The sequence below is a fragment of the Yinghuangia soli genome (genome assembly GCF_021502675.1).
In the GTDB taxonomy this organism is placed as follows: Bacteria; Actinomycetota; Actinomycetes; order Streptomycetales; family Streptomycetaceae; genus Yinghuangia; species Yinghuangia soli.
On sequence record NZ_JAKFHA010000007.1, the window covers coordinates 77,953 to 92,705 of the forward strand.

Consider the following 14,753-nt stretch of genomic DNA (forward strand, 5'->3'; position numbering starts at 1 on the left):
GGAGCACACCGACATGACCGTCATCGAGAACCGCCCGGCGGCCGCCGCACCCGGCCGGCCCGCCCGGGACAGCGACCCGCGCAACCCGCGGCTGCGCCTGCAGCGGCTCGTCGACGAGGGCAGCTACGAGGAGATCTCGCCGTACGACCGCTCCGGCATGCTCGCGTGCGTCGGCACGGTCGGCGGCACCCGCGTGGTGGCGTACGCCTCCGACCCGACCGTGCAGGGCGGCGCCATGGGCGTCGAGGGCTGCCAGGTCGTGGTCGACGCGTACGAGCGCGCGCTGGCCGAGGACTGCCCGATCATCGCGCTGTTCCACTCGGGCGGCGCGCGCCTGCAGGAAGGCGTGTCCTCGCTCGATGCGGTGGGCCGCATCTTCCACGCGATGACGCTGGCGTCCGGCCGGATCCCGCAGATCTCCGTGGTGCTCGGCGCCGCGGCGGGCGGCGCGGCGTACGGGCCGGCGCTGACCGACCTGGTCATCCTGGCCCCGGAAGGCCGCGTATTCGTCACCGGACCGGACGTGGTCCGCTCGGTGACCGGCGAGGACGTCGACGCGCTGCGGCTCGGCGGCCCCGAGCCGCACGGCCGGCGCAGCGGCGTCGTGCACGTCGTCGCGGAGTCCGAGCAGGACGCCCTGGACCGGGCCCGGCAGCTCGCGTCGCTGCTCGCCGACCAGGGCGAGATCGACCCGGCGAAGCTCGACCGCCGCGAACTCGCGGCGCTGCTGCCCGAGTCGCCCAAGCGGGCGTACGACGTGCACCCGGTGGTCGACGGCCTGCTCGACGAGCCGGGCCTGGAACTGCACCCCAAGTGGGCGCCGAACATCACCACGACGCTCGGCCGGCTCGGCGGCCGGACGGTCGGCGTGGTCGCCAACAACCCGCTGCGGCTGGGCGGCTGCCTGGACTCGGCGTCGGCCGAGAAAGCGGCGCGCTTCGTGCGGATGTGCGACGCGTTCGGGGTACCGCTGGTCGTGGTCGTGGACGTGCCCGGCTACCTGCCCGGCGTGGGCCAGGAGTGGGACGGCGTGGTGCGCCGCGGCGCGAAGCTGCTGCACGCATTCGGCGAATGCGTGGTGCCGCGCGTGACGCTGGTGACCCGGAAGGCGTACGGCGGCGCGTACATCGCGATGAACGCCGCCTCGCTGGGCGCCACCCGGGTCCTGGCCTGGCCGACCGCCGAGGTCGCGGTCATGGGCGCGGTCGCGGCGGTGCGCATCCTGCACCGGCGGCGCCTCGCCGAGGTGCCGGACGAGCTCAAGGCGCAGGTCGAGCTGGAGCTCGCGGCCGAGCACGAGAAGGTCGCGGGCGGCCTGGCCCGGGCCGTCGAGATCGGCGTCGTGCACGAGGTCGTCGATCCGGCGGAGAGCCGGATCGCGCTGGCGAAGGCCATCGCCGCGGCACCGCAGCAGCGCGGGCGGCACGGCAACATCCCGCTGTAGGCGCTGCCGCTGCGGACACTGCCGCACGGGAACGGACGACGCCGAGGCCGGCCGGAGAATTCTCCGGCCGGCCTCGGCGTTTTCGTCGGCGGGTCGTCAGACGACCTGGTGGAGCCAGCGGACCGGGGCGCCCTCGCCCGCGTAGCGGAAGGGCTCCAGTTCGTCGTCCCACGGCTTGCCGAGCAGCTTCTCGATCTCGCCCTGCAGGTCGCACTCGCCGCGGGCGGCGCGGCCCAGGACCGCGCGCAACCGGTCCTCGGGGATGAGGATGTCGCCATGCGCCCCCGTGACCGCATGGAAGATGCCCAGGTCGGGGGTGTTGCTGTAGCGCTCGCCCTCGGCGCCCGGGGAGGGCTCCTCGGTCACCTCGAAGCGCAGCAGATGCCACCCGCGCAGCGCCGACGCCAGCTTGGCCGCGGTGCCGGGGCGGCCGTGCCACGACATCTCGGCACGCAGCATCCCGGGCGCGGCCGGCTGACGGACCCAGTCCAGGCTCAAGCGCACGCCAAGAACGCCCTGTGCGGCCCACTCGACGTGGGGGCACAGCGCGCGCGGCGCGGAGTGCACGTACAAGACTCCACGTGTCGTCACTGGGACCTCCAGGCTAAGGACGAGGTTCGCCTTCCCCAGCGGCCTCGGGACCTGCCTTGATCTCCCTGCTCCGACTCACGTGTCCTACCGTGCGTCCGTTTTCTGCTGTCTCGCTGCTCCTCGGGTGTTTGCGCCTTTCATTGTGCCTCACGCATCACGGAAGCACCACGCGAAACAATCACTCTCCGTATGCGCAATAAGGAATACACCGGATCCCGGCGTTCCAAACGTCACTCACAGTCTCGACGCTGTGAGTCACTGCACTCACCCTGCCCCGCTGAACAGCCCCCCATCCCCACGCAGTCCGGCATTCACTCGAAGGGATGACATACCGTCTACAGCAGACAGATACGGCAACCCCCGCCGACACCACGTCACTTCGAGAGTAGGGGCCGAAGGGCGCGCATGTGGGGGTATTGCCGGGGCGGGCAGCAAGGCGGCGGCAAGGGCCGCGGCAGGGGGCGGGGATGCACGAGGGACGGTGGGGGCTGCGTCGGACGGCGCCGCGGCGGTACAGGCGCGCGGCGGGTCTGCTCGCCGCGCTCGCGCTGGCCGCCACGGCCGCCTGCGCCACGGGCAGCGGCGGCGACCGGGGCACGCTGCCGGGCGCGGAGGACGGCCTCCAGGCCCGGGTCCAGCCGACCGGCACCGCGTCCGCGGCACCGCCGGCACCCTCCTCGGCGGCGCCCGCGAAGGCGCCCTCGTCGGCCGCCCCTTCCTCGTTCGCCCCTTCCTCGTCCGCACCGGCGGCCGGGCCGTTCCCCAGGCCGCGGTCGATGGCCGCCCTCGGCGACTCCATAACCCGCGGGTTCGACGCCTGCTCGATCCCGCTCAAGGACTGCCCCTCGAAGTCCTGGGCCACCGGCGACGACGTGGACAGCATCGCCCGCCGCCTCGGACTTCCCTCCTCGGCCGTCTTCAACGACGCCCGCACCGGCGCCCGCATGAACGACCTCGCCGGCCAGGCCCGGACGGCGGTCGGGCAGCACGTCGAATACGTCACCGTCCTGATGGGCGCGAACGACGCCTGCCGCGACCGCGAGGACCAGATGACCCCGGTCTCCGAGTTCGAGGCCCAACTCCGGGAAGGCCTGGGCGTGCTGCGGAACGGCCTGCCCGGCGTACGCGTCCTACTGGTGAGCGTGCCGGACGTGATCCGGCTCTGGGAGGTCGCCCATGGCGAACGCCTGGCGCGGGCCGTGTGGTCGCGGGGGGTCTGCCAGACCGCGCTGTCCGACCCGGAGTCCACCAAGCGCGACGACGTCGACCGGCGCCAGCGGGTCCGCGACCGCGTCACCGCGTACAACGACGTGCTGCGCCGGGTCTGCGCGGAGTGGCCGGGCCAGTGCCGATACGACGGCGGGGCGGTCAACCGGCACAAGTTCACCAAGGGCGACCTGAGCGACTGGGACTGGTTCCACCCGAGCGGGCAGGGCCACGGCATCATCGCCAAGTTGGCTTCGGAGGCGGGTTTCCGCTGGCAGTAGGGGAAACGCACGCCACCCCAACGCCACGCACCCGTTCGAGTGAAACGCCGCAGATCATTGCGGACAGGGTTGCTAAGCTCGCGGGCGAAGCGCGACAGTAGCCGGGCAAACACAATCCGTGATCGCCATCAGCACCTGGTGCGTACGGTTCCCTCCGGAGATCCGAAGGAAACCCCGCAGCCCGGAGGGGCGTTCACGCGAAGGCGCCTGCGCGCACGCGCAATAACGAGTAGGGCGGGTGGGACTCGAACCCACGACCGAGGGATTATGAGTCCCTTGCTCTAACCGGCTGAGCTACCGCCCCGTGCCGACACCTGACCGGTATCGGCCCCGGCAGCATAGCCGTTCCGCGCGCGCCGCTGCTCGCCGGGTTTCGGCGGCCGGCATTCCGGCATTCGTGCGCCGGGCCGACGAGGCATGGCCTCGGGCCCTTCCGTTCGCCGTTTCGCCTCCGTGCAGTTTGCTCCGAGTGGCCCAACGGGCAGTGCCGGCGGCGTGGTTGGCCCGGGCACCCCCACCTGCCGGTTTCCGCTGCGCGGCCGCGGTGCGCTCGGGCACGCTGGGCGGTCATGGGGGAATCTCGTCGGCGGTCCTGCGTCGCGGCAACTGCTCGGGGACCACGACAAGGCCATCGACGTGGCGTTCGACTTCCGCCCGACACCGGCCCATGCGGCCGCGGGCGCGGACCGGGCGGGGACGTTGGGCGAGGGCGTCGCGTACTACCGGCGCCTGCGGCCCGGGCGGCTTGTCGTGACGGGCGCACCGGGCGCGGGCAAGACCGTGCTGGCCCTGCAGCTGATGCTGGGGCTGTTGGAGGAGCGCCGACCGGAGGACCCGGTGCCGGTGCGGCTACCGCTGGCGTCCGGAAACCGCATCCGCTGCGGACGCAGTTCATATTGATGGCCGCGATCGCCGCGGGCTTCGCAACCATTGCAGGGCTCCTCGAAGGCGCGGCCATGGCCGTCCTGGCACTCATCGGGGCCCGCTGTTCGCCGCGGTGGCATTCGGCGGCACGGGTGCGCTGCACCTCGCGCTCCTGCTTTGCACTCGAAAGTGGTCGCGGAACCCTCTCCCCTGGCGGTTGGAGCGGTTTCTCGACTGGGGGTGCGAGGCGGGGCTGCTGCGGGTGGCCGGGGTGGCTTACCAATTCCGGCATCGGGAGCTTCAGGAGTATCTGGCTCGCCACTGAGCGCAGCGGGGAAGCAAGAAGCCCCATGGCCGTCGACCATGGGGCTTGGTTCTGCTCCTCTGCTTGGGCTCCCCCGACTGGACTCGAACCAGTAACCTGCCGGTTAACAGCCGGCTGCTCTGCCAATTGAGCTACAGGGGATTGCGCTTCCCGCCTCTGCGGCGTTCGCTGCGTGGAATACATTAGCGCACTCCGCGGGGTGCCTCGTACACGGGTTTTCCGGCGGTGATCACCGGGCCGGTCGGCGAGGCGTCGCCGGCGCACCGGGCCGCGGCTGGCAGACTCGCAGGCGACCCGGTCCTTCCTGCCGTGCTCCGGGCTGCCCTCGGGGCGGTTGTACTGCCGTCCGCGCGGGTAGTCGTGGACCTGCAGCGAAACGGGACCGCACCACACGGAGGGACTCTCATGGGCACCCGCATCACCTTCGTCGCCGGCCTCGCCGTCGGGTACGTCCTGGGCGCCAAGGCCGGCCGCGACCGGTACGAGCAGATCCGCAAGGCCACCCGCGGCTTCGTGGAGAGCGCACCCGTGCAGAGCGCCGGGCACGCCGCCGCGGGGTTCAGCCGGGACGCGGGCGGCAAGGCCGTGCAGAAGATCGGCGAGCACCTGCCGGAGCGCGTCGGACGGCATCTGCCGGACCGGTTCGGCGGCACCGGCGTGCACGCGCACAACGGACACAACGCGGCGAACCGCCGCTACGACGACGGCCTGTAGGCCGTAAGGCACTGCGCGGTGGGCCCGGCGCCGGCCGCGGATCTGCCACGGGCCGGCGGCAGCCGCAGGTCGGCCGCGGCCAGGCTCGGCCGGGCTCGGTCAGCCGCGCCGGTGGCGGCCGGTGACCGAGGCTGCCGTGCGGGCCGCGAGGTCCGGGTACATGCGGTCCCGCACGTCCGCGAACTGCTCGCGGACCGCGGTGCCGACCGCCCGGTCGTCGTCGCCCGGCGGCACGAAGGCCGTCGCGGGGCGGGTCCAGGCCGGGACGTCCGGCTTGCCGGACAGCGCCCAGGCGGCCTGCCGGGCCACCCCGAGGGCGGCTGCGCGGGCCGCCTCGGCGGGTTCGGGGACGGTCACCGGCACGCCCAGGACCATCGGCGCGACCGCGCGGACCGCGGCGGAGCGGGCACCCACGCCGACCAGGAAGACGCGTTCGACCGGGACGCCGCAGGCGCGCAGCACGTCGAGTCCGTCGGCGAGCCCGCACATCATGCCCTCGACCGCCGCACGCGCGAACGCCTCGGGGGTCATGCTCTCCCGGTGCAGGCCGGTCAGCGTGCCGGCCGCGTGCGGCAGGTGCGGGACGCTCTCGCCGTCCAGGTACGGCAGCATCACCAGGCCGCACGCGCCGGGCGTCGAGCGCAGGGCGAGTTCGTCGAATCCGGCGGTGTCGACGCCCAGCATGGTGGCGGTGCCGCGCAGCACGCGGACCGCGTTGAGGGTCCGGACGACCGGCATGCGGCGGCCGGTGGCGTCGGCGAGGCAGGCCACGGACGGGTCCGCGACCATGCTGTCGTGCACCGCGAAGGCGGCCCCCGCGGCGCCGGCCGCGACGACCACGTCGCCGTGTTCGAGGCCGAGTCCGAAGGCGAGTGCCGCCTCGGCTCCGGCGCCGGCCGAGATCACCAGGCCTTCGGGGGTGCGTCCGGCGGCCTCGCCGGGGGCGACCAGGCGCGGCAGGCGTACCGGGCGGCGGAAGGCGGCCTCGGCGAGGTCCTCGCGCCAGCCGCCGGTCTCGGGCGACCAGTAGCCGGTCGTCGAGGCGTCCGACCGGTCGGTGGTCAATTCCGCCGGGCAGCCCAGGAGTTGCCAGGTCAGCCAGTCGTGCGGGAGGGCCGCGGCGACCACGCGGGCGGCCTCCTCGGGCTCGTAGTGGGCCAAGCGGCGCAGGTGCGCGACCGCGGTGGCGGCGTTGGGGACGAGTCCGGTGGCGCCCAGCCAGGCCTGCGGGCCGCCGAGTTCCTCGACGAGTTCGGCGGCCGGGCCGGACGCGCTGATGTCGTCGTGCGGGAGCGGCGGCGCGACCACCACGCCCTGCCCGTCGAGCGCTATCAGGCCGTGCCCCTGGGCGGTGACGCCGATCGCCTCGACGTCGTCCAGGGTGCCGCCGCCCGCGGCCTCGCCGAACGCCCGCAGCCACGAGACGGGGTCGCCGTGCGCACCGTCCGCGAACCGCACGACGGTCTGCCGGAGCACGTCGCCGCTGTCGCCGTCGCAGACGACGATCCGGGCGGCCCGGTGGGAGCAGTGGACCCCGGCGACGAGACGACCGCGCATGCTGACCATGGCCGCAGTTTAGGAGGCGGCGGACGCGGATCCGGAGGTACTGCCGAATCGGTCTGCGGTGCCGCGCATTCCGCCTCCGGCGGCCGCGGGGAGGCGCGGGCGCCGGGCCGGAGGTGTCACGTGTCGAGGTAGCCGCGCAGCTGGTCGGCGTACGTGCGGTCGCGCAGTTTGGACAGTGTGCGGGACTCGATCTGCCGGATGCGCTCGCGGGTGACGCCGAAGCGCCGGCCGATCTCCTCGAGCGTGTGCGGCTGCCCGTCGACGAGTCCGTAGCGCAGCCGCACGACGTTCTTCTCGCGGTCGCCGAGCGTGGACAGGACGGCTTCCAGGTGTTCGCGGAGCATCAGGTACGCCGCGGACTCAGCAGGCGAGGTGGCGTCGGCGTCCTCGACGATGTCGCCGAGCAGGACCTCGTCCTCGCCGACCGGGGTGTGCAGGGAGACCGGCTCCTGGGCCAGCCGCAGGACTTCGACGACGCGGCCGGGGTCGAGGTCGAGGACCGCGGCGAGGTCCTCGGCGGTCGGCTCCTCGCCGCGCTCCTGGAGGAGGCGGCGCTGCACGCGGACCACCCGGTTGATGAGTTCGACGACGTGGACCGGGACGCGGATGGTGCGGGCCTGGTCGGCGAGTGCGCGGCTCATCGACTGGCGGATCCACCACGTCGCGTACGTGGAGAACTTGTAGCCGCGCGTGTAGTCGAACTTCTCGACCGCGCGGATGAGTCCGAGGTTGCCCTCCTGGATCAGGTCGAGCAGGCTCAGGCCGCGGCCGACGTAGCGCTTGGCGACGGAGACGACCAGGCGCAGGTTGGCCTCGATGAGGCGGCGCTTGGCGGCGCAGCCCTGCTCGACCAGGTGCGCCAACTCGGCGCACAGGGCCGGGTCGTCCAGTAACGGGTCGCCGCGGGCGGCGGCGTGCGCGAGTCTCTCCTCGGCGAACAGCCCGGCCTCGACGCTGCGCGCGAGGTCGACCTCGTCGGCGGCGGTCAGCAGCGGGACGCGGCCGATCTCGCGCAGGTATTGGCGCAGGAGGTCGGCGGAGGGGCTCTGCGCGTCCTCGGGTGCGGTGGCACCGGACGCGTCCGTATCGGGCGCATCGGGCGCATCGGTGTCGTGCGGCTCGGCGGCGGGGACCGCCGCTTCGACCGGGGCGACGGGGACCGTCGATTCGGCCGGGGCGTCGGAGGCGTCCGTCCTCACGTCCTGCGGAGGCGGCCGGCCGGGCGCCTCCGCGCGCCTGTTGGTGTGCTGCGGCACGCTCCCCAGTCTGCGGCACCCACCACCCGCAAGCCGAGAGTACGGACCCGGCGAAAATGACGAAATTGTCGCTTCACCACGGCAGATCCGGCGGAATCGACGGAAAAGCTGCGCATTCCGCTCGTTGACGGGCCGTCAGATGCCGAACCGGGCCCCGATTCCCTCCAGCACGCTGTCCAGCCCGGACTCGAAACGCCACACGAAGTCGTCCTTGCGCTGCGCCTCCATGGCGAAGCGCAGCAGCGCGGGGTAGCGCCCGGTGCCCATCAGCCACATCATCTGCGGGCTGTACGCGTCGCGCAGATCGTCGCCGCTGGTCCATTCGTGCCGCTTCATGAGCTCCAGTTGGCCGACTTCGTCGGTCATGGCGCCGCGGATGTACGCCGTGACGGTGTGCTGTGCGGCGTAGCTTGTGTCGGCGTCGAGCCCGAGGCCGTCGAACGCGGCCAGCATGCGCTCCATGGTGGCCACCACGTTCGGTGTGAGCAACACGACCTGGCGGGTGGTGAGTTCGACGATCCACGGGTGCGCGAGGGAGATGGCCCGTACCTGGGCTGCGTGCACGCGTACGACGTCGCGCCAGGTCTCGCCCGGGACTTCGGGGTTGCGGTAGGCCCCGTAGATCTTGTCGAGCATCAGCTCGAACAGCTCGTCCTTGTTCACCACGTAGCGGTACAGGGCCATGGTGGTGACCCCCAGATGGCCGGACAGCTTGCGCATCGAGACGGCGTCCAGCCCCTCGGCGTCCGCGACCTCGACGGCGGCGGCGGCGATGGCGTCGTGGCTGAGGGTGGTGCGCTGCGCCTTGGCGGGCCGCTCGATGCGCTCCCAGATCGACTGCCGCTCTGCGGACTGCTCGGCGGACTGCTCGGCGGCGGGGCTGGGCTCCTGGGGCATGGCCGGGGTTCCTTTCGGGCGAGTGCGTACACCGTATCAATGGCTGTACACCGTACACAGTGATGTGTACGGTGTACGCAAGAGCGATACGGCGTACACAGCGCGCCGGATCGCGCTCATTCCACGCTGCTCGGGAGGACCCCATGACCGCCGCCGACACCACCACTGCCACCGCCGGCACCGCTGCCCCGGCCGCCGAGGACCGCCTCCGGCTCGCGGTCATCGTGGCGAGCACCCGCGACGGCCGCTTCGGGCCGACCGTGGCCACCTGGTTCACCGGCCTCGCCGCGGAGCGCGCCGACCTCGCGGTCGACGTCGTCGACCTGGTCGCGACCCCGCTGCCCGCGGCGATGCCCGGCTGGGAAGGCGCCGCCCCCGAGGACGCCGAACTGCTCGCCGCGGTGACCCCGCGGCTCGCCGCCGCCGACGCGTTCGTGGTGGTCACGCCGGAGTACAACCACAGCTTCCCGGCGCCGCTGAAGAACCTGATCGACCTGCACTACGGCGAGTGGCAGGCCAAGCCGATCGGGTTCGTGGCGTACGGCGGACTGTCCGGCGGCCTGCGGGCCGTGGAGCACCTGCGGCAGGTCTTCGCCGAGCTGCACGCCGTGACGGTCCGCGACACGGTCAGTTTCCACGGTGCGGCCGGCACGTTCGACGGGCCGCTGCCCAAGGACCCGGACGGCTGCGGGGCCGCCGCCAAGACGATGCTCGACCAGGTCGTGTGGTGGGCGCGGGCCCTGCGGGAGGCGAAGGCGGTGCGGCCGTACGGGAGTTGATCCGGCGGTGCGCCGCGCCTCGGCCGGCCGCCCCGTCGTCCGGCCGCTCCGCCGTACGCCTGCCCGCCGTACGTCTCCCCGAACAACCGCCCAGACGTCTGCCTGTACGCCCCCTCGTACGTCCGCCACCTCGCCGCGAAGAGGACAGGTCCTGCCATGCGCACGAAGACTCCCCCGCTCCCGCCCGCCGCCGCGTCGGCCGCCCCGCCGGTCCCGCCCGCCTCGCCGCCGGACGCCGCGAAGGGCGCGCCCGCCCCGCCCCGGGAACCGCTCGGCCGCGAACTGATGGGCGTCGCCCTGGTCGTCGTGCTCGGCATGGCGATGGCCGGGCTCGACATGACGGCCGTGAACGTCTCGCTCAACCGCCTCTCCGGGGAGTTCGGGACGCCGCTGACCACCGTGCAGTGGGTGGCGACGGCGTACACCCTCGCCCTCGCCGCGGCGATCCCGGTGGCCGCGTGGGCCATTGCGCGCTTCGGGACGCGCCGGGTCTACATGGTGTCCGTCGGGGTGTTCCTGCTCGGCTCGATGCTGTGCGGGGCGGCCTGGTCGGTCGAGTCGCTGATCGCCTTCCGCGTCCTGCAGGGCCTGGGCGGCGGCATGATCATGCCGGTCGGCATGACGATCATGACGCGCCGGGCCGGTGCGAAGATGCCGCAGGTCATGGCCATCGCGGGCATCCCGATGCAGCTCATCCCGATGACCGGGCCCCTGGTCGGCGGATGGCTGGTGGACGCGGCGTCATGGCGCTGGATCTTCTACCTCAACCTGCCGATCGCCGTCGTGGCGCTGCTGCTGGCCTCGCGCCTGCTGACGCCGGACGCGTCCGGGCCGGGTCAGCCGCTCGACGTGCGAGGACTGCTGCTCGTCTCCCCCGGCCTGTCCGCGCTCATCTTCGGCCTGACCACCGGGGCGCACCACGGGAGTTTCGCCGGCGCGGCCGCAGCGCTGCCGACCGCCGCGGGCGTCCTGCTGCTGGCCGGGTTCGCGCTGCACGCGCGGCGGGCCGAGCACCCGCTCATCGACCTGCGGCTGCTGGCGCAGAAGTCGATGGCCTCGTCGTCCACCGCGATGGTGCTGTTCATGTCCGGGTTCTTCGGGCTGATGCTGCTCGTGCCGCTGTACTTCCAGTCGGTCCGCGGCGAAAGCGCCACCGCCACCGGGCTGCTGCTCATCCCGCAGGGCCTGGGCACCGCGCTGTCGATGCCGCTCGGCGCGCGGCTGATCACCCGGGTCGGGCCGCGGAACCTGCTGCTCGCCGGCCTGGCGCTGGCGGTGACCGGACTGACCGCGTTCGCCGTGCTGGTGGGGTTCGCGCCGCCGTACGCGGCCCTGTGCGCGGCGCTCTTCGCCGCCGGGGCGGGCATGGGCATGGTGATGATGCCGACGATGGCCTCCGCGATGCAGCCGCTGTCCCCCGAGCAGGTGCCGGCCGCGAGCACGCTGCTCAACATCGTGCAGCAGACGGGTGCTTCGGCCGGTACGGCGCTCATGTCGCTGGTCCTCGCCGAGTCCCTGGCCGGGCGCGGCGAAGGCGGCGCCCCGGGGGCGTACCAGACGGCGTTCGCGGTCGGCATCGTGCTGCTCGCCCTGGCGCTGCTGCCCGCGGCGCGGGTGGCGCGGCGGATGCTGCTGCCGGACGACGCGGCCGGGGCCGCGGTACCGGCGGCTTCGGGGGCGGCGGCCGGGCACGCGTGACGCGTGTGGCGGGCCCGCGTACCCGCGCGGGGAATCAGCGGGAATCGGGGGTGCGGTCGTGCGTCAGAGCGCGGCCGCACCCCCGTCGATGAGCGAGCGCCGGTACTTCTCCAGGTCCAGCAGCTCCTGGAAGGTGGCGGCGTACTCCTCGGCCTGTGCGGCCGGGTCGAGCCGCTGCAGCCGCGACTTCACGTCCAGGATGCGGCGGTCCGCGGAGAACGTGCGCAGCCGGACCAGGCACTCCCCCGCATACGCCTCGTCCGGGGCGCCGGCCGTGCGCACCGACTCCACGGCGAGCTCGGTCACCAGGGCGCGGACCGCGTCGTCGGCCGCGCTCTCGCGTACCGCGGGGATCCACCCGGTCTGCACCGCAGGGCAGTTCATGCCGCCGGCGGAGTCGATCGCGGTACGCACGGAGGCGTAGGGCGGGAGCGTGAACTCGTCGACGCCGTAACTGTCGAAGACCCGGGCCACCAGGGCCGGGTACTGCAGCGCCAGCTTGAGCACCTCGCGCTGCACCATGTGCCGCGGGTCGCGGGTGTCGGGCCGGCCGCCGCGCTGCCCCGGCCCCGCCTGGCCGGCGCCGCCCTGGCCGCCGGGGCCTTGCTGCGGACCGCCCTGCGCCGGGCCGCCGTCGCGGCCGCGCTGATCGCCGCGCGCCGCGCGCTCGCGCTTCCAGCGGGCGAGCTGGCCGACCCGGCCCACGACGAAGCGCTCGTCGAGGAAGCCGAGCCACGAGTCGAGGCGTACTGCGTAGGTGTGGCGCAGGGCCTGGTCCTTGATGTCCGCCACGATCGGGGCGGCGGCGTCCAGGGCGGCCACGCGGCCCTCGGCGGTGCCCAGGTCGTAGCCCATGATCCGGCTGCGGATCGCGAACTCGAAGAGCGGCACGCGCGCGTCGACCAGGTCGCGTACCGCTTGGTCGCCGCGGGCCTGGCGCAGGTCGCACGGGTCCATGCCGTTCGGCTCGACCGCGACGAAGGTGCGGGTGACGAATTTCTGGTCCTCCTCGAAGGCGCGCAGGGCGGCCTTCTGGCCCGCGGCGTCGCCGTCGAAGGTGTAGATGACCTCGCCGCGGAATTCGCCGCTGTCCATGAGGAGCCGGCGCAGGATCTTGATGTGGTCCTCGCCGAACGACGTGCCGCAGGTGGCGATGGCCCCGGTCACCCCGGCGAGGTGGCAGGCCATCACGTCGGTGTAGCCCTCGACCACGACGGCCCGGCCGGACTTGGCGATGTCCTTCTTCGCGAGGTCCAGGCCGTACAGCACCTGGGACTTCTTGTAGATCGGCGTCTCGGGGGTGTTCAGGTACTTCGGGCCGTTGTCGTCGTCGCGCAGGCGGCGCGCGCCGAAGCCGATGACGTCGCCGCTGATGTCCCGGATCGGCCACATGAGCCGGCCCCGGAAGCGGTCCATCGGCCCCTTGCGGCCTTCACTGGCCAGACCGCTGGTGAGCAGTTCCTCAGGGGTGTAGCCGCGGCCGCGCAGGAAGCGCACGAGGTGCTCCCAGCCGGCCGGTGCGTACCCGATCCCGAAGTGCTCGGCGTCGGCCTGCGTGAAGCCGCGGTCGGCGAGGAACTGCCGCGCGACCATGGCCTCCGCGGACCCGAGCTGCTCGACGAAGTACTGCGCGGCGACCTTGTGCGCCTCCACGAGCCGGGTGCGCTGGCCCTGCTGGCGGCCGGGCGTGTAGCCGCCCTCTTCGTAGCGCAGCTCGATGTTGTACTGCGCGGCGAGCCGCTCGACGGTCTCGGAGAAGGTGAGGTGGTCGACCTTCATCACGAACTCGAGGACGTCACCGCCCTCTTGACACCCGAAGCAATGGTATAGACCTTTGGCGGGCGAGACATTGAAGGAAGGTGACTTTTCATCATGAAAGGGACATAGGCCCTTGAGATTGCCTCCGCCGGCGTTCCGCAATTGCAGATGCTCGCCGACCACGTCCTCGATGCGAGCCGCCTCGCGGACCCGCTTGACGTCTTCGTCCCGAATACGGCCCGCCATGCCCTGAAGTTTACGTGCCGTGCCCGACACCCTGGCAGCGCGCCCCGCCCGTCCGCTGGTAACGTCGCAATCTTCGGCCGCGACGCGCTCCGGCCGGAGTCCTGAGGGAGCCATCGTGCCCCACGACGAGACTCTTGCCGCGGCCCGTGATGCCGCCCCGCTGCCCCTGCTTCTGCCTCTGCCCGTGCTGTCGCCGGACGTCTCCGCGGCGGTGGACGCCGTCGAGCGGACGTTCGCGGGGTACGTCCCCGGCGACCGCGGCCACGAATGCCCGCTGTGCTTCGCCGGGTCCGAGCTCGACTTGATCGGCGCCCGGGATGCGCCGCTGCCGGACCACCTCGTGTATCGCGCGGCGTCGAAGGCGGACCGCTGGGACGACGTGCCCGGGATCGTCCGCCGCGTGCTTCCGCCGCTCGTCCGCGGCATCGCCACCGGCGCGGTCGACGACTACTGGCTGACCTTGCGCGGGCTCGGCCGGGTCGGGTGGCAGGACTGGCCGGAGGACCAGGTGCGGGTGCTGCGCGACTTCTTCCGTGTGTGGTTCGAGGACGCGCTGCGGCGGCCCGGCACGGAGTGCGACGCCGACAACGTCCTGGCCGGCTGCACGATCGCGACCGGGTCGGCGACCGAGTGGCTGCGCATATGGGCGCGTACCCGGACCGCCGCGGCGGACCGGCAACTCGCCCTTGCCGCGCGGTCGTGGTGCGAGGACCTCGTGGACCGGTGCCCGGGGAGCCTGGGCACACTGGGCATGTACGGCCACGAGGACGAGCTTGCGGCGTGGCTCGCAGGGTCGGCCGCGGATCGGCTGGGCGCGGCCGGGGCGCACCCGGAACTGGTCCGGCGCCTGCGGCTCCTGAGCGTGCCCTGTGTCCCGCGCGATGCTGCTGCGTGGCAGCAAGGTGTGGTGCCGCCGTGCGAGGGGCGGCACGACGACGCGCGGTGGGCGGACGCGGAGGAACTGCCGTGGCGGCTCGACCTGCTGCTTCCGGTGTAGGGGGCGTGCGACATGGGACGACGGGGGCGGGCGGATCGGGGGCAGGTCGGCCGGGGGCGGGTCGGCCGGGGATCGCAGGTTCCGGCGGGGTTGGCCGCGGCGGTCGCGGCGGTGGAGGCGCGCTTCCGGGG

General features: G+C 73.1%; 12 protein-coding genes and 2 tRNA genes. 7 read left to right on the top strand and 7 right to left on the bottom strand.

Annotation, left to right across the window (positions count from 1 at the left end):
- Positions 1 to 13: 13 nt before the first annotated feature.
- Complete coding sequence (locus tag LZ495_RS15010) at positions 14 to 1,444, top strand: acyl-CoA carboxylase subunit beta (RefSeq protein WP_235052690.1); 1,431 nt, start codon at positions 14 to 16, stop codon at positions 1,442 to 1,444.
- Between the two features lie 96 nt (positions 1,445 to 1,540).
- On the opposite strand, the gene LZ495_RS15015 is transcribed toward LZ495_RS15010, so the two are convergent.
- Positions 1,541 to 2,035: a DUF3145 domain-containing protein gene (locus tag LZ495_RS15015; protein WP_235052691.1), complete on the bottom strand. Its 495-nt coding sequence runs from the start codon at positions 2,033 to 2,035 to the stop codon at positions 1,541 to 1,543.
- Positions 2,036 to 2,502: 467 nt separating this feature from the next.
- Here LZ495_RS15015 and LZ495_RS15020 point away from each other — a divergent pair, with 467 nt between their 5' ends.
- Positions 2,503 to 3,522, top strand: coding sequence for an SGNH/GDSL hydrolase family protein (locus LZ495_RS15020; protein ID WP_235052692.1), 1,020 nt, complete (start codon positions 2,503 to 2,505; stop codon positions 3,520 to 3,522).
- 230 nt (positions 3,523 to 3,752) lie between these two features.
- On the opposite strand, the gene LZ495_RS15025 is transcribed toward LZ495_RS15020, so the two are convergent.
- Positions 3,753 to 3,826 (bottom strand) — tRNA-Ile (locus tag LZ495_RS15025).
- Between the two features lie 332 nt (positions 3,827 to 4,158).
- On the opposite strand from LZ495_RS15025, the gene LZ495_RS15030 reads away from it, so the two are divergent.
- Positions 4,159 to 4,422 carry a DNA/RNA helicase domain-containing protein gene (locus tag LZ495_RS15030; protein ID WP_235052693.1) on the top strand — a complete coding sequence of 88 codons (264 nt, stop codon included), beginning with the start codon at positions 4,159 to 4,161 and terminating at the stop codon, positions 4,420 to 4,422.
- Positions 4,423 to 4,779: 357 nt separating this feature from the next.
- Here the strand turns inward: LZ495_RS15030 and LZ495_RS15035 are convergent.
- Positions 4,780 to 4,852: transfer RNA gene (locus tag LZ495_RS15035), tRNA-Asn, on the bottom strand.
- 264 nt (positions 4,853 to 5,116) lie between these two features.
- Between LZ495_RS15035 and LZ495_RS15040 the strand changes: the two genes are divergently transcribed.
- Positions 5,117 to 5,425 (top strand): YtxH domain-containing protein, encoded by a 309-nt coding sequence (locus LZ495_RS15040; RefSeq protein WP_235052694.1) that lies wholly within the window; start codon positions 5,117 to 5,119, stop codon positions 5,423 to 5,425.
- Between the two features lie 99 nt (positions 5,426 to 5,524).
- Here the strand turns inward: LZ495_RS15040 and LZ495_RS15045 are convergent, their stop codons facing one another.
- The 3 genes from LZ495_RS15045 to LZ495_RS15055 form a co-directional block, all read right to left on the bottom strand.
- The gene (locus tag LZ495_RS15045; protein ID WP_235052695.1) at positions 5,525 to 6,991 is read right to left on the bottom strand and encodes an FGGY family carbohydrate kinase; all 1,467 of its coding nucleotides are present in this window, start codon (positions 6,989 to 6,991) and stop codon (positions 5,525 to 5,527) included.
- Between the two features lie 116 nt (positions 6,992 to 7,107).
- A complete protein-coding gene (locus tag LZ495_RS15050) occupies positions 7,108 to 8,247 on the bottom strand; it encodes an RNA polymerase sigma factor (RefSeq protein WP_235052696.1) in 1,140 nt (379 codons plus the stop codon).
- Between the two features lie 135 nt (positions 8,248 to 8,382).
- Positions 8,383 to 9,144 carry a TetR/AcrR family transcriptional regulator gene (locus LZ495_RS15055; protein ID WP_235052697.1) on the bottom strand — a complete coding sequence of 254 codons (762 nt, stop codon included), beginning with the start codon at positions 9,142 to 9,144 and terminating at the stop codon, positions 8,383 to 8,385.
- Between the two features lie 143 nt (positions 9,145 to 9,287).
- On the opposite strand from LZ495_RS15055, the gene LZ495_RS15060 reads away from it, so the two are divergent.
- Together LZ495_RS15060 and LZ495_RS15065 are read left to right on the top strand one after the other, a co-directional pair.
- Entirely contained in the window at positions 9,288 to 9,923 is a 636-nt protein-coding gene (locus LZ495_RS15060) for an NADPH-dependent FMN reductase (protein ID WP_235052698.1), read from the top strand.
- 156 nt (positions 9,924 to 10,079) lie between these two features.
- Positions 10,080 to 11,621, top strand: a complete 1,542-nt coding sequence (locus LZ495_RS15065; protein WP_235052699.1) for a DHA2 family efflux MFS transporter permease subunit — start codon at positions 10,080 to 10,082, stop codon at positions 11,619 to 11,621.
- A 63-nt stretch (positions 11,622 to 11,684) separates the two neighbouring features.
- Here LZ495_RS15065 and dnaG read toward each other — a convergent pair whose 3' ends face one another.
- Positions 11,685 to 13,625: a DNA primase gene (gene dnaG / locus LZ495_RS15070; protein WP_235052700.1), complete on the bottom strand. Its 1,941-nt coding sequence runs from the start codon at positions 13,623 to 13,625 to the stop codon at positions 11,685 to 11,687.
- A gap of 115 nt (positions 13,626 to 13,740) precedes the next feature.
- Between dnaG and LZ495_RS15075 the strand changes: the two genes are divergently transcribed.
- Positions 13,741 to 14,622 (top strand): hypothetical protein, encoded by an 882-nt coding sequence (locus tag LZ495_RS15075; RefSeq protein ID WP_235052701.1) that lies wholly within the window; start codon positions 13,741 to 13,743, stop codon positions 14,620 to 14,622.
- The last annotated feature ends 131 nt before the right edge of the window (positions 14,623 to 14,753 follow it).

What these genes read in the sequence shown, in the direction of transcription:
- LZ495_RS15010 (WP_235052690.1), top strand. Translation starts at nt 14, where the DNA reads ATGACCGTCATCGAGAACCGCCCGGCGGCCGCCGCACCCGGCCGGCCC.
- LZ495_RS15020 (WP_235052692.1), top strand. Translation starts at nt 2,503, where the DNA reads ATGCACGAGGGACGGTGGGGGCTGCGTCGGACGGCGCCGCGGCGGTAC.
- LZ495_RS15040 (WP_235052694.1), top strand. Translation starts at nt 5,117, where the DNA reads ATGGGCACCCGCATCACCTTCGTCGCCGGCCTCGCCGTCGGGTACGTC.
- LZ495_RS15045 (WP_235052695.1), bottom strand. Translation starts at nt 6,991, where the DNA reads ATGGTCAGCATGCGCGGTCGTCTCGTCGCCGGGGTCCACTGCTCCCAC.
- LZ495_RS15055 (WP_235052697.1), bottom strand. Translation starts at nt 9,144, where the DNA reads ATGCCCCAGGAGCCCAGCCCCGCCGCCGAGCAGTCCGCCGAGCAGTCC.
- LZ495_RS15060 (WP_235052698.1), top strand. Translation starts at nt 9,288, where the DNA reads ATGACCGCCGCCGACACCACCACTGCCACCGCCGGCACCGCTGCCCCG.
- LZ495_RS15065 (WP_235052699.1), top strand. Translation starts at nt 10,080, where the DNA reads ATGCGCACGAAGACTCCCCCGCTCCCGCCCGCCGCCGCGTCGGCCGCC.
- dnaG (WP_235052700.1), bottom strand. Translation starts at nt 13,625, where the DNA reads ATGGCGGGCCGTATTCGGGACGAAGACGTCAAGCGGGTCCGCGAGGCG.